Source organism: Marinobacter sp. LV10MA510-1 (assembly GCF_002563885.1).
Classification (GTDB): domain Bacteria; phylum Pseudomonadota; class Gammaproteobacteria; order Pseudomonadales; family Oleiphilaceae; genus Marinobacter.
The window spans coordinates 3,377,338-3,399,102 of record NZ_PDJA01000001.1; the positions used below are offsets into that span (position 1 = coordinate 3,377,338).

19 protein-coding genes and 2 pseudogenes are annotated in these 21,765 nt (G+C 56.5%); 9 read left to right on the forward strand and 12 right to left on the reverse strand.

What is annotated here, in order from left to right; all coding sequences use genetic code 11:
- Positions 1 to 35: 35 nt before the first annotated feature.
- From ATI45_RS22010 to ATI45_RS16390, 4 genes and pseudogenes are all read right to left on the reverse strand, one after another.
- Positions 36 to 578: a cation transporting ATPase C-terminal domain-containing protein gene (locus ATI45_RS22010; RefSeq protein WP_143751182.1), complete on the reverse strand. Its 543-nt coding sequence runs from the start codon at positions 576 to 578 to the stop codon at positions 36 to 38.
- Positions 529 to 1,020: an HAD-IC family P-type ATPase gene (locus ATI45_RS22015; protein ID WP_218926154.1), complete on the reverse strand. Its 492-nt coding sequence runs from the start codon at positions 1,018 to 1,020 to the stop codon at positions 529 to 531. Before ATI45_RS22015 ends, ATI45_RS22010 begins: the two co-directional genes overlap by 50 nt.
- A pseudogene (locus ATI45_RS22020) lies at positions 1,001 to 1,894 on the reverse strand (HAD-IC family P-type ATPase); the annotation flags it as partial. The pseudogene ATI45_RS22020 and the gene ATI45_RS22015, both read right to left, overlap by 20 nt.
- A gap of 167 nt (positions 1,895 to 2,061) precedes the next feature.
- Positions 2,062 to 2,793, reverse strand: coding sequence for a DUF3581 domain-containing protein (locus ATI45_RS16390; protein WP_098420706.1), 732 nt, complete (start codon positions 2,791 to 2,793; stop codon positions 2,062 to 2,064).
- 280 nt (positions 2,794 to 3,073) lie between these two features.
- Here ATI45_RS16390 and ahpF point away from each other — a divergent pair, with 280 nt between their 5' ends.
- On the forward strand, positions 3,074 to 4,642 hold the full coding sequence (gene ahpF, locus ATI45_RS16395; protein ID WP_098420707.1) for an alkyl hydroperoxide reductase subunit F: 1,569 nt from the start codon (positions 3,074 to 3,076) through the stop codon (positions 4,640 to 4,642).
- 56 nt (positions 4,643 to 4,698) lie between these two features.
- Here the strand turns inward: ahpF and ATI45_RS16400 are convergent, their stop codons facing one another.
- The gene (locus tag ATI45_RS16400; protein WP_098421795.1) at positions 4,699 to 5,463 is read right to left on the reverse strand and encodes a TrmH family RNA methyltransferase; all 765 of its coding nucleotides are present in this window, start codon (positions 5,461 to 5,463) and stop codon (positions 4,699 to 4,701) included.
- Positions 5,464 to 5,698: 235 nt separating this feature from the next.
- Between ATI45_RS16400 and rlmE the strand changes: the two genes are divergently transcribed.
- The 4 genes from rlmE to ATI45_RS16420 all read left to right on the forward strand — a co-directional run bounded on the left by rlmE (position 5,699) and on the right by ATI45_RS16420 (position 9,798).
- Entirely contained in the window at positions 5,699 to 6,319 is a 621-nt protein-coding gene (gene rlmE, locus ATI45_RS16405; RefSeq protein WP_098420708.1) for a 23S rRNA (uridine(2552)-2'-O)-methyltransferase RlmE, read from the forward strand.
- Between the two features lie 114 nt (positions 6,320 to 6,433).
- Positions 6,434 to 6,724, forward strand: a complete 291-nt coding sequence (locus ATI45_RS16410) for an encapsulin-associated ferritin-like protein (RefSeq protein WP_098420709.1) — start codon at positions 6,434 to 6,436, stop codon at positions 6,722 to 6,724.
- Between the two features lie 114 nt (positions 6,725 to 6,838).
- On the forward strand, positions 6,839 to 8,179 hold the full coding sequence (locus ATI45_RS16415; protein ID WP_098420710.1) for a hypothetical protein: 1,341 nt from the start codon (positions 6,839 to 6,841) through the stop codon (positions 8,177 to 8,179).
- Between the two features lie 314 nt (positions 8,180 to 8,493).
- Positions 8,494 to 9,798 (forward strand): DEAD/DEAH box helicase, encoded by a 1,305-nt coding sequence (locus tag ATI45_RS16420; RefSeq protein WP_098420711.1) that lies wholly within the window; start codon positions 8,494 to 8,496, stop codon positions 9,796 to 9,798.
- A 169-nt stretch (positions 9,799 to 9,967) separates the two neighbouring features.
- Here the strand turns inward: ATI45_RS16420 and ATI45_RS16425 are convergent, their stop codons facing one another.
- Together ATI45_RS16425 and ATI45_RS16430 are read right to left on the reverse strand one after the other, a co-directional pair.
- Entirely contained in the window at positions 9,968 to 10,678 is a 711-nt protein-coding gene (locus ATI45_RS16425; RefSeq protein WP_098420712.1) for an OmpW/AlkL family protein, read from the reverse strand.
- 150 nt (positions 10,679 to 10,828) lie between these two features.
- Positions 10,829 to 11,278, reverse strand: a complete 450-nt coding sequence (locus ATI45_RS16430) for a potassium channel family protein (protein WP_098420713.1) — start codon at positions 11,276 to 11,278, stop codon at positions 10,829 to 10,831.
- Between the two features lie 184 nt (positions 11,279 to 11,462).
- On the opposite strand from ATI45_RS16430, the gene bamE reads away from it, so the two are divergent.
- Together bamE and ATI45_RS16440 are read left to right on the forward strand one after the other, a co-directional pair.
- Positions 11,463 to 11,771, forward strand: coding sequence for an outer membrane protein assembly factor BamE domain-containing protein (gene bamE, locus ATI45_RS16435; RefSeq protein WP_098420714.1), 309 nt, complete (start codon positions 11,463 to 11,465; stop codon positions 11,769 to 11,771).
- A 174-nt stretch (positions 11,772 to 11,945) separates the two neighbouring features.
- Positions 11,946 to 12,584: a MarC family protein gene (locus ATI45_RS16440; protein ID WP_098420715.1), complete on the forward strand. Its 639-nt coding sequence runs from the start codon at positions 11,946 to 11,948 to the stop codon at positions 12,582 to 12,584.
- A gap of 92 nt (positions 12,585 to 12,676) precedes the next feature.
- On the opposite strand, the gene ATI45_RS16445 is transcribed toward ATI45_RS16440, so the two are convergent.
- The 3 genes from ATI45_RS16445 to ATI45_RS16455 all read right to left on the reverse strand — a co-directional run bounded on the left by ATI45_RS16445 (position 12,677) and on the right by ATI45_RS16455 (position 17,348).
- Complete coding sequence (locus tag ATI45_RS16445; protein WP_098420716.1) at positions 12,677 to 13,576, reverse strand: DMT family transporter; 900 nt, start codon at positions 13,574 to 13,576, stop codon at positions 12,677 to 12,679.
- 184 nt (positions 13,577 to 13,760) lie between these two features.
- Positions 13,761 to 16,262 carry an acyl-CoA dehydrogenase gene (locus ATI45_RS16450; protein WP_098420717.1) on the reverse strand — a complete coding sequence of 834 codons (2,502 nt, stop codon included), beginning with the start codon at positions 16,260 to 16,262 and terminating at the stop codon, positions 13,761 to 13,763.
- 177 nt (positions 16,263 to 16,439) lie between these two features.
- A complete protein-coding gene (locus ATI45_RS16455) occupies positions 16,440 to 17,348 on the reverse strand; it encodes a prenyltransferase (RefSeq protein ID WP_098420718.1) in 909 nt (302 codons plus the stop codon).
- A 119-nt stretch (positions 17,349 to 17,467) separates the two neighbouring features.
- Between ATI45_RS16455 and ATI45_RS16460 the strand changes: the two genes are divergently transcribed.
- Positions 17,468 to 18,664 carry a MalY/PatB family protein gene (locus ATI45_RS16460; protein WP_098420719.1) on the forward strand — a complete coding sequence of 399 codons (1,197 nt, stop codon included), beginning with the start codon at positions 17,468 to 17,470 and terminating at the stop codon, positions 18,662 to 18,664.
- A gap of 27 nt (positions 18,665 to 18,691) precedes the next feature.
- Here the strand turns inward: ATI45_RS16460 and ATI45_RS16465 are convergent.
- Positions 18,692 to 19,658, reverse strand: a pseudogene (locus ATI45_RS16465) (succinylglutamate desuccinylase/aspartoacylase family protein); the annotation flags it as partial.
- A 226-nt stretch (positions 19,659 to 19,884) separates the two neighbouring features.
- Between ATI45_RS16465 and ATI45_RS16470 the strand changes: the two are divergent.
- Positions 19,885 to 20,043, forward strand: coding sequence for a YqaE/Pmp3 family membrane protein (locus ATI45_RS16470; protein ID WP_098420720.1), 159 nt, complete (start codon positions 19,885 to 19,887; stop codon positions 20,041 to 20,043).
- 63 nt (positions 20,044 to 20,106) lie between these two features.
- Here the strand turns inward: ATI45_RS16470 and ATI45_RS16475 are convergent, their stop codons facing one another.
- On the reverse strand, positions 20,107 to 21,744 hold the full coding sequence (locus tag ATI45_RS16475; RefSeq protein WP_098420721.1) for an MBL fold metallo-hydrolase: 1,638 nt from the start codon (positions 21,742 to 21,744) through the stop codon (positions 20,107 to 20,109).
- Positions 21,745 to 21,765 lie beyond the last annotated feature (21 nt).

Below are 21,765 nucleotides of genomic sequence, written 5' to 3' on the forward strand. Positions count from 1 at the left end.
ATTCCCGGGGTTTTCTGTGTTCAGGGCAAAGCGGACTATGAGCTGCGTGCGGCCGCTGGCCCAGATGCCCGGTTTCGTAGGCGGACAACCAGCTTGCTCAGCTCCCGCAGCCACAGCACCGAGCTGGCCACGGCGGTGCAGAATAGCCAGTCCTCAAGGCTAAGGCTGACCGTAGAGAAGGGTTTTTGCAGAAATGGCAGGTACACAACCGCCAATTGCAGCAACAGTGACAGGGCCACCGCCGCCCACAACCAGAGATTAGAGAACAGCCCGCTGAACGCGCTCTGCTCATCGGATCTTGACGTAAACACGGTAAACAGTGAGAACAGCACCAAGGTGGTGAAAACCATGGTCTGGCCATAGGCGAGGTTGCCCGTGCCGGCCACCAGACCGCCGGGCAGCGATGCATCCAGCACAAACAGAGTACCGGTTGCGGTGATCAGACCAACGAAAACAATCCCGGCCCACATGCCCCGTGTGATGACACCTTCTTCCCGGGGTCTTGGCGGCTTGCTCATGGCGGCTTCATCACCCGGGTCCAGCCCGAGAGCCAGAGCCGGTGCGCCATCGCTGACCATGTTGATCCACAGAATCTGGGTGGCCAGCAATGGCGAAAATCGCGCGGCCTTCCTCCACAGCAGCAACAATACTGGCAAAGTTGTCGTCTGCAAAAATGATATCCGCTGCCTGGCGAGATACATCGGTGCCGGTAATGCCCATGGCCACACCGATATCGGCGGTTTTCAAGGCAGGTGCGTCATTTACACCGTCGCCGGTCATCGCGACTATGTGGTTACCTTTCTGCAACGCCTTGACGATATGCAGTTTGTGTTCAGGATCAACCCGGGCGTAAACCGAGATCTCTTGCACGGCCCGGTGCAGTGCGTCGTCCGACATCTCGTCAATTTCCGCGCCGGTGAGCGCCCGGTCATTGGTGCAAATACCCAGTTCTTTACCAATACCCGCTTTTCGTGCTGGGGCCACGGCCTCTTTGGCTTCTTCACGCGGCGGCGCGATCACCAACCGTCAGGGCTCGCTCCAGCTCTAACCGCAGGGGTTCACTGATCGTGTTTTCGCCGGTGTCAGTCGCTGTGGAATGCACGGTAATCTCGCCGCTCGGTTCGTACCCGGTGCCGCTTAGAGTTACCCGGCCACTGGCGGTAACAATGGCGCGTACGGTCATTTCGTTGCGGGTGAGGGTGCCTGTTTTGTCTGAAGCGATCACGCTGGCGGCGCCCAGGGTTTCCACCGCGGCCAGATGGCGAACAATCGCATGGCGCCGCGCCATGCGCTGAACTCCCAGGGCAAGCACGGCGGTTACGATGGCCGGCAAGCCCTCGGGTACCGCCGCCACGGCCAGTGCGACGCCAAGAATTAGCACGTCAAAAATAGCCGAGAAGCCACTGACGTGCTCTACCAGGATGATGGTAAAAATCATCACCACCGCAATCACAATCACCACCAGACCCAGCATCCTGCCAACCTTGGCAAGATCCTGTTGCAACGGGGTTGTGTCAGCGGGTGCCTGCTCCAGCATGCCGGCAATCTGCCCCATCTGGGAGTTCATACCGGTGGCGGTAATAACCGCGGTGCCACGGCCGTAGGTGACGGTGGAGCCACTGAAAATCATATTTTGGCGATCACCGATAGGGGCATCGCCAACGATGGTTTCCGGGTCTTTCGATGCGGGAAGGCTTTCGCCGGTTAATGAGGCTTCGGAGGTTTGCAAGGCAACCGACTGAATCAGGCGGCCGTCTGCGGGAATCGTATCGCCTTCTTCTACCAGAACAATATCGCCGGTGACCAGCTCAGCTGCGGCAATACTCTGCTGTTCACCGCTTCGAATCACCCGAGCCCGGGCGGCGGACATTCGTTGTAACTCCGCCACGGCCTGTTCTGCGCGCTGGTTTCCTGGGCGGAAACGATGGCGTCAGGAGATAACTGATAAGCGGCTTGGGACTTCTTTGATGAGCGTTCGCTGTCCATGCTTACGGGTCCCTATGATGGCGAAGTTCATAAGGACCAGTGTAGCCAGAAATCTGGCCAGAGAAACGATCTGCCTCAGGTACTGGCGATGTCTGTGCCGTAACGGACACCGCGGGCCTTCAGGCGGTAGAACTGTTCTACCACATCGGCCATGGCATCCTGGCAGTATGGGCGCAAACCGCCCAACACCAACCGTTTGGATACGGTACCCAGCGCCTGGTCGCCAGACATCAGGCGATACTCCAGAGTGACCTGGCCGCGCTTGCCGTTGGCTTCCAGGGTGGCGTTATGCAGCTCCAGTTCCGGTGACACTGCATGCAGACTATCCAATGTGACGGTCATGCTGTCGTACATCACCATTGGCCGGTCCGGGTTGAACATCACGCCATTGGATTCCATCAAAGGCTTCATGGTGTGCGGGAAGTTTTTGCCCGACGCTGCCACGTAACCCAAGGTGAATTCCTCGATAAACACTTTGTCGGTGGTTATGTCGCCGCTGCGGGCGACTTCCAGATACACCTTGCCGGCTTGATCGCACACCTGAATAGTGCCATCGGCGCCTTCGCGAAATTCCAGGGGCACGTCTTTACCCAGCAGGGCGCGAAAGTGGAAGGTCATATTCGTCGACAAGCCAAAACGCCAAAGTACTACAGCGAACAGTAAATCCCCTGGCACGCAAAAGCGGCGGGCGTCCGGGTCGTGAATCGGGTTAAAGTCCCCGGCCACTTCTTTGGCAAACAAGCTGGCCTGGGCGGCGCTGATGTATACGCGGCCATCCTTTTCACAGTGAAAACGTTCTAGAAACATGGAGTACCTTATTCCGAGTGGCCAGATTCAGCCTCCCATGATAGTCCAGCTGCACTCATATCAAAATGCACCATCTGGCTTAATGCAAAAATACTGCAGAAACTCTTTCGACAAGGCGTGAATCGGCCAGTGCCGATTAATAGTAATTTCCTATTGCAGTTTTTGAATCAATTGATTTGAGCTTATTTGTCTGGCGCCGTATCGTACCAACATCAACTTAGAACAACCGGCTAAAGCCGAGCCGGTTCACCGGCTTTATCCCTTATAAAAGGACGACAAAATGTTAGATGCCAATCTGAAAGGTCAATTGAAAGGTTACCTAGACAAAGTAAAGCAGCCCATCGAGCTGGTTGCTGCGCTAGACGATAGCGCCAAAGCCAGCGAGCTGTACGAGCTGCTGCAGGAAATCGACGGGTTGTCTGACATGATCACCCTGCGTGAAGATGGCGATTCAGACGTGCGTCGCCCGTCATTTGCCATCAACCGTGTGGGCACCGACGTAGGTGTACGTTTCGCCGGTATCCCCATGGGCCACGAGTTTACGTCTCTGGTGTTGGCACTGTTGCAGGTGGGTGGGCATCCTTCCAAGGCCACCCCGGAGCTGATCCAGCAGGTTCAGGAACTTGACGGCCATTTTGAATTTGAAACCTATTTCTCGCTGTCGTGCCAGAACTGCCCCGATGTGGTGCAGGCGCTGAACCTGATGAGTGTGCTTAACCCAAGCGTGAAGCACACCGCTATTGACGGTGCTTTGTTCCAGGCCGAAGTGGAAGAGCGTGAAATCATGGCGGTGCCCAGCGTGTACCTGAACGGCAAGCTGTTCGGCCAGGGCCGAATGAAGCTGGAAGAAATTGTGGCCAAGCTGGACACCAGCACCGACGTCCGTGAAGCCGATAAACTTCGTCAGAAGGGCATCTTTGAAGTACTGGTAATTGGCGGCGGCCCCGCAGGCTCCGCAGCGGCTGTTTATGCCGCGCGTAAAGGTATCTCTACCGGCATTGCCGCCGAACGCTTTGGTGGTCAGGTTGCTGACACCATGGGTATTGAAAATCTGATTTCCGTGCCCTACACAGAAGGCCCCAAGTTAGTGGCCGCGATGGAGCAGAACGTAATAGAGTATGGTGTGGATATCATGAACATGCAGCGGGCCGAAAAGCTGATTCCGGCGACAAAACCGGGCATGCCTCATGAAATCCGTATGGCCAACGGTGCGTCGTTGAAAACCCGCACCTTGGTGTTGTCTACCGGTGCCCGCTGGCGCCAGCTGGGTGTTCCCGGTGAGGACAAGTACCGCAACAAGGGCGTGGCTTACTGCCCGCACTGCGACGGCCCATTGTTCAAAGGCAAGCGCGTAGCCGTCATTGGCGGCGGTAACTCAGGCGTGGAAGCCGCCATCGACCTGGCTGGTATTGTTGGCCACGTAACCTTGCTGGAATTTGGTGCCGAATTGCGCGCTGACGAAGTGCTGCAGCGTAAGCTGCGCAGCCTGAAGAACGTGGATGTCGCGGTATCGGCCCAAACCACCGAAGTGACCGGTGCCAACGGTAAGGTGAATGGTCTGGACTACACCGACCGCAACAGCGGTGAAAATGTTCACGTAACGCTTGAAGGCGTGTTTATACAAATCGGCCTGATACCCAACACCGAGTGGCTGAAAGGCGATATCGAACTCAGTAAGCACGGCGAAGTCATCATCAACGAGCGCAACGAAACCAGCATTCCTGGCGTATTTGCCGCCGGTGATGCCACCACGGTGCCCTACAAGCAGATCGTGATTTCCATGGGCGAAGGTTCCAAAGCGGCCCTTAGCGCCTTTGACTTCCTGATTCGTAACTCTGTTGACGAGTAAGCATTGAAGAGCATCTGTTGAAGAGCTTTTGCTGACGCGCAATTGCTGTTAAATGATCAGCTGCGCATCAGCTCCCAGCTGCAAATATTGACCGCCGAGGCCAGATTGAGAGATTCAATCTGGCCTTTGCCGTTTATGGTGTAGGCGGTGGCGTTCAGCTCATCAAGGGCCTGAGCCGGAATGCCGCGGGCTTCGTTGCCGAACAAATAGCAGTCGTGGTCGGCGAAGCCGGGCTCGGTTAAGCTGCGGCCATTCAAGTCGAGGCAAGCCAAGCGGTGAAATCGCTGGCTCAGGCTGGCCAGCTCAACATCGGTTTCCAGCGGCAGATGAAATATCGCGCCCATGCTGGCACGCACCACTTTTGGATTATAAGGGTCAACGCTGCCGGGGCTGAGCAGGCAGCGAAAACCGCCGAACCAGGCCAGAGTGCGTAAAATGGTGCCCAGGTTGCCTGGGTCCTGCACCTCGTGCAGATAAATGGCTTTTTCGAGGTTGGGATGCGAATCGGCGGCGGGCGTGATTATCGGCGCCATTTCAGGCGCTATAACGGCCACTGGTATTGGCACGACCGCCAAAATACCCTGAGGTGTTTTGGTATCTGCCAGCCGCGCCATCTGGCGCTCGCCAATCACGTACGTGGTGAACGGGCTTTGCCAGTGTTGATAAGCCTCCGTTACGTAAAGTTCTGAAGCTTTCAGCGCGGGCTGGCGGCTGGCAGCTTTTTGCAACTCCAGCACCAGATGCTCGCCTTCCACCAGATAGTGTCCGAAAGCCTCGCGGTATTTTTTTTGCTGCAGTTTTTTAATGTCATCCAGCTTCACGGTCATGTCCCGTTAGTGTGTGCAGAGCTCAGGTGGCTACTATTTAGTGGGGCTATTGTACGTGGCTGCCGGTTTGCTGTCAGTGCGCTGGTGCCGGCGCGCGGGGCGGTTTTGCGGAGCTCGTTTTGCGGGGTTCTGGCCCTAGGCGTACAATGGCGCGAATCGCCCAATGTTTAGAGCCTTACATGGCTCGGTTAACAAAGAATGACTATTGCCTGTTTAACAAAGAGACACTATGGCCCGATCAAAAAGCAGTAACCGCTGGTTGGAAGAGCACGTCAGCGATCCTTTCGTGAAAAAAGCGCAAGTGGATGGCTACCGCTCCCGTGCCAGCTACAAGCTCCTTGAAATTAACGCCAAAGACAAGCTCATCCAACCCACTATGACGGTGATGGACCTGGGTTCTGCGCCTGGCGGTTGGTCCCAGGTGGCCACCGACCTGGTGGGGCATAAAGGTCGGGTAATAGCCTCGGACATTCTGCCCATGGACGCCGTTGCCGGTGTCGAGTTTATTCAGGGCGATTTTACCGAGAACGCTGTTTTTGACGAAATCATGGCGGTATTGGGCGATGCAAAAGTCGACGTGGTGATTTCAGATATGGCGCCCAACATCAGCGGCGTAAACGCGGCGGACCAGGCCGCGTCTATGTATTTGATCGAGCTGGCGCTGGATATGGCCAGCCAGGTGCTAAAACCCAAAGGCAGTTTCGTCGCCAAGGTGTTCCACGGCGGAGGTTATGACGGCTACGTGAAAGCCGTGCGCGAACTGTTCGACAAGGTGGTGGTGCGCAAACCGGATTCTTCCCGCGCCCGCTCACGGGAGGTCTATCTGGTGGGTAAGGGCTTTCGCGGCTGATCGCCTGTCTAAACGAGCTGTTATCAGCTATGTTCAAAAGGCCCTTTTACGCTGAGAGCAGCATGGCGTAACAGAGTCTTTTATTACTCACAACACAGCGATGAGGAACACACTATGGCGAACGACAGCTACCACGAACCGGTTGGAGAATTGTCCGATGAAACGCGGGATATGCACCGGGCCGTCAGCTCGTTAATGGAAGAATTCGAAGCCGTTGACTGGTACAACCAGCGGGTCGATTCCTGCAAAGACGAAGAACTCAAAGCCATTCTGGCCCACAACCGCGACGAAGAAAAAGAACACGCTGCGATGGTGCTGGAATGGATTCGGCGCAAAGACCCGACCATGGACAAGTATCTGCGGGAATTTTTGTTCACCGACGGCTCTATAGCTGATCACGGATAAGCTTGAAACGGCTTTGAGTGGGCAGGTCGTTGATGCAATGCTCGTAATGGCTGATACCAGGTACAGTGCCGTCTTCCTGATTTACCTCGCCCTGCCATTCAGAGATATGCCCCTGTGCTGCTGATACGTTCTGCTCTTGCTTACCTTGCCCTGATTGCAGCCATTCTGGCGCTGCTTCCGGGCATGGCCGGTTTGGGGGCTGCAGCGGTCAGCCTGGCGGTTATTCTGGGCTGGCGGGATATGCGCCTGGTACCCAAGGTGGTGTTTCTGGTGGCGGGTTTTACGTTGGCGTTTGCTCTGGGCCGCGACCCGAGCATGATTGTGGCAGCGGCGGAAAACATGAGCCGCCTGGCTGGCTTGGTGTTGGCGGTTATGCTGTTATCGTCGGTGCTGGGCCGGACTTCAGATTTGCAAAAAATTTCGGGCAGCCTTTTTGGCGGGCGGCCACGGGTACGTTATCTCAGCCTGGCGTTTGGGACCGCTATGGTGTCGGTACCTCTCAATTTTGGTTCGGTAGCGGTGGTGGGCAGCGTTGTGGGCGAACGTATCCGCAGCAACGGCGATTCCTCGTCTACCCGCAACGCCACACGTGCCGTGCTCAGGGGCTTTGGTGTATCGCCGACTTTTTCGCCGCTGTCGATTTCTGTGGTGCTTACACTGACGTTGCTGCCGGGTCTTGGCAGCCTTCAGTTGCTGATGCTCACCATTCCTTTTTCCGTAGCGTTGCTGTTTTCCGGGTTGATCTGGCGCGAACCTGAACTTGAACCAAAAGCTGGTCAGGTTGAGATTTCTGGCGTCAGCGCCACTACCAGCCTTGTTGTGACCGACGCCGGCCTGGCACCCTGGTTTCGATTCTGCGCTTTGATTCTGGCAATTTGTGCCGGTGTTTTCTTACTTAGCCATCAGTTTCAGCTCAGCTATGCCTTCGCCGTTACGCTCAGCTGCATGGGCGCGGTGGTCGGTGCCCGGCTGCTGGCCTGGAGCCGCCGGACCAATCCGCCTTTGGTGAGCATGGCTAACGTCAGCAACGAGCTGGCGATTGTGGGCGGCTCGGCGTTTATTGGCGCGGTCATCAGCGCCGCAGTGCTAGGCCAGATCAGTGGTGATTTGAACCTGCCCGACTGGCTTTGGCCGGTGCTGGCCGCGGCCGTGCCTTGGGTGTTTTTCATCGCCGGACTGGGCGGTGTGAACCCGATTGTTATTGGCACCCTGGCAGGCGGTATTTTGGGTGCCGTGTGGCCGGAAAACGCTTTGGTGGGCTTGGGCTTAGCTATGGTCACCGGTTGGGGAATTACCGCCTTTGGTACACCGTTTGCCGCTAACGCGCTGATTATGGAACGTTTGACCGGTTACAAAGCGGTAGACGCGTCATTGCGTTGGAGCCTCAGCCTGGCGCTGTCGGGATTAACCGTCGCCAGTGTGTTGGCGGCCGGTTTGACGCTCGTTCTGGCGTAGCTCGCCTGCCAGTTAAGGCCTCGTTTCATTTTGTGCGATCTTGTGGAAAGCGCCCTGCGCCCCGGTTTTATGGCAATCACCTATGGCGTATGCCAAAGCCCTCTGTTACTGTCTGCGCCATCCTGCCTCTAGGGATTCCGCAGTTTTAGGCGTAAAGCCCACATGCGAACCATCCATACGACCTGTCAGAGGACGTCACCCCGTTAACGGCGTGTGACCGTAGTCGTCTTTTACGCCATGAATCTTCATGGCATCTGCCCGCATTCGCCAACAACGGTGTTCGTGGAGGCAGAATAATCAAGAGTTAATCTATTATGAGTTTTTCTTCACTCGGTTTGTCTGAGCCGCTAGTCCGTGCCACTTTGGACCAAGGTTATGAAACCCCGTCACCCATTCAGTTAAAAGCTATTCCAGCGGTATTGGCCGGTAAAGACGTGATGGCCGCCGCGCAAACCGGCACCGGTAAAACCGCCGGTTTTGTTCTGCCGATACTGCAGATGCTGGAGCAGAACCCGCGTACCGGCAAAGGCCCGCGCGTGCTGATTCTGACGCCTACCCGCGAACTTGCCGCCCAGGTGCACGACAGCGTGAACCTTTATAGCCGTTACGTGCCAACCCGCGCGGCTGTGGTATTTGGCGGTGTGAAAATCAACCCGCAGATGATGAAGCTGCGCAAAGGGCTGGACGTACTGGTGGCAACACCCGGCCGCCTGATGGACCTGTATCAGCAGAACGCTGTGCGTTTCAGCGAAGTAGAATTTCTGGTGCTGGATGAAGCCGACCGCATGCTGGATATGGGCTTTATTCGCGATATCCGCAAGATTCTGGCCATGCTGCCTGCGAAGCGTCAGAGCCTGCTGTTTTCTGCAACCTTCTCCAACGAAATTCGCACCCTGGCTAAGGGCCTGCTGAACGACCCGGTGCAGATTGATGTGGCAGTGCGCAACACCACCGCCGAAAGCGTTATTCAATCCGTGTATCCGGTGGATCAGAGCCAGAAAACGGCGCTGTTGAGCAAACTGGTGCGCGACAACAGCTGGGAACAAGTGCTGGTATTTACCCGCACCAAGCACGGTGCCAACCGCCTGACTGAGAAGCTGGGCAAAGACGGTATTACCGCTGCTGCGATTCACGGCAATAAGTCCCAAGGCGCCCGTACCCGTGCTTTGGCCGAGTTCAAACAGGGTGATATCCGTGTGCTGGTAGCGACCGACATCGCCGCTCGCGGTCTGGATATTAAGCAGTTGCCCCAAGTGGTGAATTTTGAACTGCCTAACGTGCCGGAAGACTACGTTCACCGCATTGGCCGTACCGGCCGCGCGGGCGAAAGTGGCCACGCGTTGTCGCTGGTGAGTGCTGACGAACTCAGCATGCTGGTGGGTATCGAAAAGCTGATCAAGAAGCAGCTGCCGCGCAAGGAAGTAGAAGGCTTTGAGCCGAAGAACCACGTGGCGCTGAAGCCAAAAGCCAAAGCGGACCCGAGCAAAGCCCGCAACCGCAGCGGTGGAAACGGTGGCGGCAATGGCCGGCCAAGTGATAATCCCGGCGGACGCAGCGCAGGCCGTAGCCAGAATGGCAATGGCGGCCGTTCAGGTCAGCGTCAAAACCAGGGTGCTTGAAGCCATAATGGCTTGAGGTAGCAGGTTAAAAAATGCGGAGCTTCGGCTCCGCATTTTTGTTTGCGGAATTTGAAAATAAAAAGCGGGGCCGTGTAAAAACAGGGCCCCGTAAAAGGTAGTTCATTCAGAGTCTGCTGGGTCGGTTGCTCAGCAGACTATCCGCAAGGGATCAGAACTTGTAGGTGAAACCGACCATGTAGACCATTGGGTCGATTTCGACTTCAAATTTTTCGGTAGCCGCAACGAAATTTCCGGCAGTGTCATATACTGAAACTTTTGCGTCAGTATTGATATCGGCCCACCAAATAGCAGCGTTCAAACCAAAGTTTTCGCTCAGCATGTAGTCCATGCCGATTTCTACTGCTACGCCAACGCTGTCGTCGAGCTCGAGATCTGTGGACGCGGCACTTAGAGCGTTAGTCAGTGTATTGGTGGTCTTCTCTTCAAAGAAGGTAGTGTAGTTCACACCAACACCGGCGTACGGCTGAAATGCCGATGAGCTGTGCATCGGATAATACTGCAGCGTGATAGTTGGCGGTAAATGCTTGGTCTCGCCCAGTTTACCAGCAAAATCAAGCGTTCCGGCACCGTTGATGTTGTGCTTGAAAGGAGTCGCGGCCAAAATGCCGATACCGATATTGCTGGTTATCATATAGCTGCCACGAATACCCAGCTGAGTATTGTCGTCAACATCAACACGAGGATTAGCCGTAAGAACAGGAGCTCCAGCGGCATTATTGATGCGCTCACTGGACCCATCCGGTGCAACCTGAACAGCACCAGCACGAACAATAAAATCACCAGCTTCAAAAGCCTGAGCAGCCGGCGCAATCGCCATTACGGCCGCAGCCAACACGCCAATTTTGAAAGTACGGGACATAATAAATCTCCAGGGTTCGATTCGTATTGGCTGTAAGAGTAATGGTTGTTACAAAGGCAATCTTGATTTAGCGCAATAATTAAAAAAAGAGGAGCGCTATTTCAAGGCACCTTTGATTCAGCTCAAGTAATGAATGTATTGCGGGGTGTTTTAACGCCGTGGCCAGTAGCGTTGCATTTCCATAAATAGGAAAGACGCACTCCAGCCCACCAGTACCAGCCCGGTCAGGCCTTCAATACCGGTCAGAAACCGTAAATTACCGATAGGCTCAATGTCGCCGTAGCCTACGGTGGTAAATGTGCTGAACGAAAAGTACACGCAGTCCAGAAGGGTACCGTTGAAGTTACCAACCAGTAGCCCCCAGCCCAGGGTATGGTGCATAGCAAAGTACGCTATGGCAAAAATCCACACCTCCAGAGCATGAGCGGCCAGAACACCCAGCACGGCCACTATCAGGCGAAAATGGTGATGATTACCCATTTTTCCCAGTATGCTGGTCAGCCGCACCAGCACTTCGTGATGAATCAGCACCACGGTCGCGACCAGCGCGCTGAAGGCGACAGTGGCAATAAGCAGGCTTCCGGGTTCTTCTACTGGCAAAAGTGAATCTCTCCATGCAGAAGGGTGACAGGTCCGCCGCGCAGGTGATGGTAGGCGCGGTGAGTTTACCCGGGCCTATAATGGGTTCATACAGATATTATGGTTGGGTTTGTTTTTTCTGTCACCCGATTGGCGCTATGATACAGGTCGAAAAAGCAGAGTAGTTTCCACAGGAGTGAAGGCGATGTTTGTGAAAAAAATCTCGGCAGTCGTGTTGATGGCCGCTACCCTGACGTTTGCAGGTTGTGCATCTGTGGGCCAGGATTTTGCCACCCACAATGTTGACCAGATTACGGTCAATGAAACTACCCGCTCAGAAGTGCAGGCGTTGTTCGGTGAGCCTTGGCGTACCGGTATGAAAGACGGCAAGCGCACCTGGACTTATGGCAAGTATCGCTGGTCTGCGTTTGGCGACGACAAAACCGAAGACCTGATTATCACGTTCGATGGCAACGGAGTGGTGCAGTCTTACACCTACAACGCCACCCAGTAAATCGAGGAACGTGAACAAATGAACGGGCTGCATTTGCAGCCCGTTTTTTTTTAATCGATTTTACATTGCTAAACCCTCTTTATAGCGCTGAGTAGGTCCACTTCCTTACGGTAAATCCGGGATGACGAGACTATGCTTGGCGCCCAAAATCTCCTTCTGTGGAATCCTTCGGTAATGATTGAATTGTTTTTCTCGACCTACATCAGTAGCTCTATCCGCTTTTTGTTTTTGTTAGCGCCATTTTTTGTGGTGACCATGTTTCTGGCGCTAACCCGCGGGCTGCCGGCGGACGAGAAAACCGCGATTATTCGTCGGGCCTGCATATCGGCGCTGGTGTTGGGTGTGATTTTGTTTTTTGCCGGTCCGCTGTTATTTGGTGCCATTGGTATTACTCTAAATTCGTTCCGCATTGGTGCAGGCACACTGCTTTTTTTGACGGCCATCAGCCTGGTTAACAATGGCACTCGCAGCCACGCCACGGGTTTACCGGATGACAATCGCGACGATATTGCGGTGGTGCCCTTGGCGATTCCGGTCATGATTGGCCCGGCGACTATTGGTGCGATTCTGGTTTACGGTGCGGAGCTGAAGGAGGTTGCGGCGGTGGCCGGGGGCCTGTTGGGGTTGGTGTCGAGTTTGCTGATTCTGGCGGTGTTGTTGCGGTTGTCGGGTTATCTGGAAAAGGCGATGGGTAAGAATGGCCTGAATATTATGTCGAAGATCAGCGGGTTGATTTTGTCGGCTATGGCGGCGGAAATAGTGTTGACCGGGTTGTCCGGGTTTATTGCGGCTTCGGGATTGGTGGCTAGGTAACGAGCTGGAGCGGGAGCAACGTCGGGGACAGATTTGAAATCTGTCCCCTTTTTTTGTCCCCATTTTGTTCGTCACTCTGCCGCTCGCGGACTCTATTTTTTCGAACTCCGTAGCGCTGGGTTGAAGCCTCTTGCCGGGTATTTTCTTCTTTGGGTCAGGCCGATCAAAACCAGAGGTATCACGATCATCAGGCTGCCGGCCAGGAACCATAAGTCGGGGACTTCGTTGAACCATATCCAGCCGATGGCGACGGCCCAGATCAGGCCGGTGTATTCCGCGCTGGTGACCTGGTTGGCGTCTACCTGGCGGTAGGCCAGCAGTACGGTGATGTTGTAACCCAGTATGAACAGGGAGGAGCCGGCGGCGATGATGACCAGGTCGGTGGTCCAGCGTGAGCCTTGTTGCCAGTCCCAGATTGCCAAGGCGCCGGCGACGGGGATGATCAGCAGGTAGTTCAGGACCAGTTTGTGCACGGTGGTCTGTTGTTTTGGCAGTTTGCGCACCAGTACAGCGTTAATGGCCAGTGAGAACGCCGAGCCCAGGGCCGCAAACGCTGCCCAGGTGAAGTCTATGGGTCTTAATATCAGAATAATGCCGGCGAAGCCGCTGAATACGGCAATCACGCTCAGGGGTGTCAGGCGTTCGCGGAAAATCACGACGGATAGCAGCATCACCAGTATGGGCGCGGCATAGAATACGGCGTTGGCGGTGGCGAGGGGCAGGTTGGCCAGGGCGATGATCATGCACAGCATGCCAATCAGGTGAACATGGGCGCGGATGGCGTGAATGCCGGTGCCAGCAAAAAACTGGCGGCGGTCTATTTTTTTTGCCAGCGGTAACAGCAGCAGCAGAGTTAGCACGCAGCGCAGGAAGGCGAACTGGAATATGGGCGCGCCGGGCTCCAGCAGTTTTATCAGAACGTCGGAAATTAACGCCATGGCGTTGCCGATCACCAGCAGAAAGATGGCGCTGCCAACGGTTTTGCCAGCCATGAATAACCTCAGAAAACGCGGAATGGATGCAGCAGGGCAGTATAGCCGTGGCTCTGGTCAGCCTGAATGCCGTTTAGTACCTATCTAATGTTTAAGCACCTATCTAATATCTATGTTCCTACTTAATGGTCAAGCCATTTAAATAAAGGCGCCGGCAATCTTTGGGGGATTGCCGGCGCAGCGATCAGTCTCCTGCGGGCCGCTCGACCACTTTCCGTTTTCCGGTGGCGCACTTTGACAGCTCTTTCAGGCCGTCGCTGTCAAACGCATCCACGCGAATAACGTCGTAGAGCGCGGCAAGCGCTTCTTCCAGTTTTTCGCACTCATCGGCTTTCACCACGCCTTCGGCACAGGCCCAGTCGACCAGTTGTTTGCGTTCGTGGCCCATCAGCAGGGCAATGCCGTCTAGGTCATCTTCATCGCGGTTTCGAATAGCCTGGTGTAAGCGGGCACGCATATCGCTGGTTTCGTTGGCCAGGCGGTAAGCGTTCAGCACCCGGCCCAGAGAGTCGCTGCTGTCTGTGGGTATGTAGGCGCCGCGGTGAATGCGCTGGCGCAGCGGGGTGTCTTCTACAATGCTGGCAGCCACTTTGGTGCCCAGGCGATCGTCGGGGCCATTCAGGCCCGTCGCGCCCAAAGGGAACACCAGCAATCGCAGGGGCCAGCGTAGGGCTGGAACCGGGAAGTTGATGATGGCTTCACGCATGGAACCCTGCAGGTCGCGCAGGCAGGTTTTCAGGCACCATTCCACCATGTGGCGCTGTTCTTCCGGGTAGCCTTCTTCGTGCCATTGTTTGATTACCGCAGTGGCGTAATACAGCTGTACCAGGCAGTCGGCCATGCGCCCGGACAGGCGCTGACGAGCCTTCAGGCCGCCGCCTACGGACAGCAGAGTAACGTCGGTCATCAGCGCAAGGGCCGCCGAAAAGCGCGCCAGTTGGCGGTAGTAAGGTTTCAGGTTGCCCTGGCGCGGCACTGGTTCGGCCAGGCCGCCGGTTAAGCCCAGTACCAGTGCGCGCAAACCGTTGCGGGTGGTGTGTGCCAGGTGGTGGTAAAACACGCCGTCGAACTTTTTGGCGGCCTGATTTTGGTCTTCCATGCCAGCCGCAGCGATTTCGTCAACAATAAACGGATGACAGCGGATGGCGCCCTGACCAAACACCATCAGGCTGCGGGTAAGAATGTTGGCGCCTTCCACCGTAATGCCGATGGGCACGGCCTGATAGGCGCGGGCCAGGAAATTGCGTGGCCCGGTGATAACCCCGCGGCCGGCTACTACGTCCATGGCGTGGTTGATCACAATGCGCATCAGGTCGGTGTTGCGGTACTTCAGCAGCGCGGAAGGCACGGCCGGGCGTACGCCGCGGTCTAGCATACCGGCCGTGAGCAAGCGCGCGGCGTCCATCATCCAGGTATAACCGGCGATCGGTTCCAGCGCTTCTTGCACGCCTTCAAACTGGCTGATGGAGCGGCCAAACTGTTCACGGGTAAGCGCGTATGAGCCGGTGGCCAGGCTGGCAACTTTGCCGGCGCCTGTGCCCAGAGCCGGCAGCGAAATAGAACGGCCTATGGACAGGCATTCCAGCAGCATGGTCCAGCCTTTGCCCAGCATGTCCTGGCCGCCGATCACCTGATCCATGGGAATAAAGACGTCGTTGCCCCAGGTCGGCCCGTTCATGAACACCGTGTTCATCGGCAGGTGGCGGGCGCCGGCGTTTACGCCATCGGTTTCCCGCGGCACCATCACGCAGGTAACACCAATGTCGGCGTTGTCGCCCAACAGGGCGTCGGGGTCATACACTTTGATGGCCAGCCCAATCAGGGTGGCCACCGGCGCCAGCGTAATGTAACGCTTGTTCCACGTGACTTTCAGGCCCAGTACTTCTTCGCCCTTCCACTGGCCTTTGCACACAATGCCTTTGTCTGGAATAGCACCGGCATCGGAACCTGCCACCGGGGATGTCAGGGCAAAACAGGGTATTTCCTGGCCGCCGGCCAGGCGCGGCAGATAGTGCTGTTTTTGCGCATCGGTGCCGTAGTGCATCAACAACTCACCGGGCCCAAGAGAGTTGGGCACCATCACGGTAACCGCAGTGGACACGCTGCGGGTGGATATTTTCATCACGATTTCGGAGTGCGCGGTGTTAGAAAAACCCATACCGCCGTCCTTCTTGGGTATGACCAGTCCGAAGAAGCCGTTGCCGCGTATGAATGCCCAGACTTTTTCGGGCAGGTCGTAATGCTCGTGGGTGATTTCCCAGTCGTTCAGCATGGCGCAGAGTTCTTCCACCGGGCCATCCAGAAACGCTTGTTCTTCGCTGTTCAGGTGAGCGGGCTTTGCGCCCAGCAGTTTTGACCATTGTGGCTTGCCCGAAAACAGTTCGCCGTCCCAATCCACCGAGCCAGACTTCAGCGCTTCGGCTTCGGTGTTCGACAACTGTGGCAAGCGAGAGCGCACCCAGTTCAGCAACGGCTTGCTGAATTTATTCAATCGTAGATCGCCGGGGTTCAGCAGAATTAACGCCAAAGCCAAGGCAAGCCCGCCGACTATAAAGCTGACCAGATGCCAGTCGTCTTGGGCCAGGCCAATCAGCGTAGCAACGCTCAGCACAACGCTAGCCGTTTTTCCGCCAATACTGAGGTAAATCAGCACCAGCGCGCTCAACAACAGAAGCACAACACTCATGGCAACTCCTTGTCACAATGAAAAATGTCCGGAACAACCCATGATGCCCAGAATAAACACTATAGCAGGCCTCCGTAGAGCGGGTCGCACTCTGCGCCCTGTAATGATTTGTAATATTGCTAAAATAATGCAATAAAAATCGACAGTCAGCAGCACTGAAGCGAGCTGAGGGCGTGATCACCACCCCCGTTGCATGCTTAGCCCGATAATCAGCAAAGCCAGTGTGGCAAGCAGGCAGGCCACGTTCATGGCCAGAACCGGCTGTAAGCGGTGATGATCGTCTGCCACCTGGGGTAATTTGAAGGCAATCCACAGCGCCAGAGGCAGGGTTATGAAGCCCAGCGCTGTTGCCATTGGCAACCAGCCGCTGACCAACGCCAGCGTCAGTACGCCATAACTGGCCAGTAACATGGTTCCGGCCAGCCACGCGGCTTTATAAACACCCAGCACGATCACCGCGTGATAACGTCCGCCGTGGCGGTCGGCTTCGGCGTCGGGAATCTGGTTCATCAAAAGCAATGTGCTTACCAGCAGCAGACTGATGACAGACACCGCGACGGCCGCGGCGTTGATTGGCGCCCCCAGTGCTACCAGAGTCCCCAGTACCATCACCGGGCCAAACCCCAGTCCGGGAGCCAGCAGGCACAGTAGCGGCGAACGGGTAATCCAGCGGGTGTAGGTAACCACCAACGCCACGCCGGCGCCCCCCAGTATCAGCATCGGCAAGCCCCGCTGCCATAAAAAATACAGGCCAATGGCCACCACCAGACTTAACGTAACCAACGCCCCCAGTAAAACGGAGCGCGCCGCCGATGGCAGCTGTGGCAGGGCACCGCTGCCGCCTGAAAACGGCGTGCGGCGGGTGTGCAAGTCCAGCCCGGAGGTAAAATCTTCGTACTCATTCAGCATATTCACCGCGGCATGGGCCAGCAGCGCACCCACAAACACCAATAGGGTGTCTAAGAGAGGCGGCGGCGGGGCTTCTGGCTGCCGCCAGGCCAGCGCAACGCCCAGGCCGACACACAGCGGGGCCATCACCAGAAAGTTGGGGCGGGACGTGCGGATAACGACGGCGGTTTCAGACATGGATTACGGGGCCTTGTGATGTATGCTGATACTTTGCTATCAATCAATTATAACCTCAAGTTTAGGTCAGGCTCGCATTGGCGAACGGCTTTGCTTGTGGCAATTTCAGGGAGTGACCTGTGCCCCACGCAGATTTTGATCAGCCCATAAACCGGGAAAACACCCATGCTGTAAAATTGGACGCCCGCGAAGCGATGTTCGGCCGCGCCGATGTGCTGCCGGTGTGGGTGGCCGATATGGATTTTGCCGCGCCGCAAGCGGTTACCGACGCGCTCAGCGAGCGCGCCCGGCACCCGGTATATGGTTACACCATGTTCCCTGACAGCCTTTACGGCGCCATGGGCGACTGGTTTCGTCAGCGCCACCAATGGAGTTTTCAGCGTGAATGGGTGCTGATGGCGCCGGGTGTCGTGCCGTCATTAAATGCCGCGTGTATGGCGTGTACCAAGCCCGGCGACGAGGTGATTATACAGCCGCCAGTCTACCCGCCGTTTTACAGTTCGGTGCGACAAACCGGGCGCCAGGTTCTGGAAAATCCGCTGCTGGCGGAAAAACAGGAAGATGGCAGCTTGTACTACCGCATGAATCTGGCCCACCTGGAGCAATGTGCGGCGCGCTCGCAGGCAAAGATGCTGGTGCTGTGTTCACCCCATAATCCTATCGGGCGGGTGTGGTCTGAGGCCGAGCTGACGGCGGTGCTCGACATTTGCCGACGCCACAAACTGGTGCTGCTGAGCGATGAAATTCATTGCGACCTGGTGTTTTCCGATAGCCACCGGCACCGTATGCTAGCAGCCCTTGCGCGCCCCGATGATCAGTTGATCACCGCCATCGCCCCTAGTAAAACCTTTAATATTCCCGGGCTTGGCTTGTCGGCTATGGTGATTGCCGACAGCGGGCTACGGCAGAAAATGGCGGATGTGCTGGAATCTTTTCACATGCCCCAGAGCAATCCGTTCAGCGTAACCGGTTTTGAAGCCGGTTACCGCCACGGTGGCCCTTGGCTGGACCAGTTGATGGGCTATCTTCAGGCCAACCGCGACTTTGTGGTGAACCAGGTTGCCCAGCGCCTGCCTGGCATAGAGGTGAGTGCTCCCGAAGGGACTTATCTGATGTGGCTGGACTGCCGCGCACTGGGATTAGACGACAATGGCCTGAAACGCTTGTTTGTGCAGCAGGCCGGTGTGGGTATGAATCCAGGGGTTTCGTTTGGCGCCGCTGGCAGCGGTTTTATGCGCCTGAACATTGGCTGCCCGCGAGTCACCCTGGAGCAGGTGATCGAGCGTATCCAGGCGGTGCTTAGCACTCGGCAGTAGATTCGCGGTTAGTAGTGGGGTGGCGGCTTAACCATCGTTGTCGATGAGGTCGTCACCGCTTTGAACAGCTTCCAGGCTCTCTTCAACCGCCGCAGTGTCAGCGCCATTAAGCTCATCACTGGTGTGGAAACCCGGGGTGTTGGCTTTGGTACCCAAATGGTAGGCGGCGAATCCGGCCATAACCACCTGGTCTACCGCCATGCCAATCAAGCGCCCGTTGCGGGTGGCACGCACCGGATACTGGGCGTTGGTAATGGGGTCGGTAACCTGGCCCATCAGATCGCCCTTATTCACCTTGTCGCCTAAGCCCACCTTGCTGAACAGAATGCCGCCCTGATCAACCCGCACCCACAGTGAGTCGTAGTAAACCGGCTCGGGTGCGCCCCACACAAACATCCGTGAAATCATTTCCTGTTTTTCCAGCAGGCTGATCAGGCTGTTAACCCCGGCTTCTATCTGGTGTTCTTGAATTCGGTGGGATTCCCCGGCTTCCAGAGTGACCGCGCGAATACCTGCGTTAACCGCTGCGGTACGCAACATGCCGGGTGAACCGCTGCTGTGTACCACCGCCATGCGGTCAAACCCGCGGGTGAAGGTTGCCACATCCGGATTATTCATATCGGCGCGCAGCTGGGGCAGGTTGGTGCGTTTTTGCGAGCCTGTGTGAATGTCTACCAGCATGTCGCAGTGGTTAATGATCTGGGTAAAAAGCGAGTGGGCAATGCGGTCTGCCAGGCTGCCGTTGATGCTGCCAGGGAAGTGCCGGCAGATTCACGATAGGAATACCCACAACCCGTCCGGACAGTTTGGTCGCGTCCAGGTCATACAAGGTGCGGCGTACAATTTCGATGCCGTTTAGCTCGTCGCCGTGAATGGCAGAGGTCAGGCACAGGGTTGGGCCGGGATTGACGCCGTTGACTACCAAAACCGGTGTTGGCTGCGACAGGCCGGCAATCTGGATGTTGGAAGACCAGGCCAGGCGGGTTGAAATGCCATCATCACCCTGTGTTTGCTAGCCATACTACCTCTTTCGATCGTAACTCCCAGCTTTTGCCGAGGCTAAAGGTCGACAGATTAGAGCGCTTTATAGGCGGTTGATATGGCTGTGACAAAGGTTTAATGCCGTTTTCATGAAGCCTTTGCCGGATTTGACATAATAGCTGGCGGATTGAACTAACATTTCAATGTCATGTTTTTTTACTAACCAAGGAGTCGGGCCTATGGACCTTCTGCGTATTCTGATTGCCATTTTGGTGCCGCCACTGGGCGTTTTTCTGCAAGTGGGCATTGGCAAGCATTTCTGGATCAACATCGTGTTGACCTTATTAGGCTACATTCCTGGCATCGTGCACGCGGTGTGGGTTATTGCCAAAAAATAGCCGCAGGAAAGCAGCCGCCGTGACATAAATACCGGGCGCAGAATGCGCCCGGTATTTGCGTAATCAGGTATGGCGGGTAGCACGCCAGGCGTCGCCGTTTGAACTGGCGCGGTCCTCCTGCTCCAGCTTTAACAGGTGCGCCAGCGCCGAGCGCGCGGCCACACCGTGAATCGCTGCCGGTACGTCGTCATAGGCGCTGGCGGTAAGCTTTTCCAGGCTGACCGGTGTCAGTTTCTTCAGCACCCGGGCAATTTTGTGTTCGCGGGTCAATCGGTGGGTAATTAAATAATCGACTGTCGCCTCTGGCCGCGCCATCACGAAGCCATGGCCGGGTGCAATAAAACTCAGCGGCTCGGCCAGTAAATCATAGAGCGATTCTATGTACGCCTTCATATCGCCGTCTGGCGGGTTAATCACCACGGTGGAACCCTGCATGATGTGGTCCCCAGAAAACAGCATTCCCTGCTCCAACAGCAAATAACACAGGTGATTCGACGCGTGCCCCGGCGTGTGCAACACCTTCAGGATGCCGGCGTCTGTGACAATCAGATCGCCGTGATCAGGCTCGTCATCCGGATTGAAACTGCTGTCCTGTGACGCGCCTGCCGGCGCGGCGCGGCCGATCAGCCGACAGCCGGTGCGTTCTTTTAGCAAGATGGTAGCCGGTGAATGGTCCTGATGAGTGTGAGTCACCAATACCTGGTCAACACGTCCACCGGTTAGTGCCAGAATCCGCTTGATGTGGGCGGAATTTTCCGGGCCCGGGTCAATCACGGTGAAACGATCGTGGCCCACCAGGTAAGTATTGGTGCCTGGCCCGGTCATCACGCCCGGGTTGGGCGAGGTCAGGCGGATAACGCCTGCGGCAATTTCTACCGGCTCGCCGGGGACAATCACTGCGTTGGTGGTGCCTGCGCCTTCCGGGTCAAGCTTGCGAGCTTCATCGTAGGCCGGCGCGTCGGGCTCCAGAACGATGGATTTATCGCGCCGTCTGGCGGGCCAGGGCTCACTGGGCAATGGCTCGGGTGGATTGGCGTGGGCGTAACGCATAACCGCGCCGGTGTCGGTGAAATCGTGCAGCACCCGCAGGGTGCGCAGGGTCGGCAGGCTGAACAGGCGTTCGCCGCTGCGATATTCCGCCAGGCCCTGCTGCGGGGTTATCCACAGGTGGTCAATGGTTTCTTCGCCATCGTGGCTGGCGATCTGGTTTTCCGGGGTAACCGCCACAAAAAAGCGGGTGTCGAAACGTCGCGGAGGCCCCGGCGGGGTTACCCAGTGGCTCAGGTAAGCCAGCCGGTCCAGAGGCAGAATCAGATTGTGTTGCAGGCACAGCACCTGCAAGCTCACGTCGCCGCGAAACAAGGCCTGCCGTGACTGATGAATGGGGTGGTCTGCGCCGACCAGTTCGCCGTTATCGTTAACTGCCAGCAGCAGGCCGGCTTCTTCGAAGCATTCCCTCAATGCCGCCACCATGTAGTCTGCGCCGCCCTCGCTTAGGCTCATGATCTGGCTGATGGCACTATCGTCAGGGCCGGCAATGTGGGCGCGGCAGGCTTGGTCGGCGTCATCCACCGCGCCGCCGGGAAAAACGAAATAACCCGGCAGAAAAGAGGCTTTCCAGGTACGTTGTAGCAGCAGCACCTCAAGACCCTTGTCGCTATCGCGGATCAAAGCAAGAGTGGCAGCAGGGCGGATATCCATAAAATCACCAGCAGTCAGTGG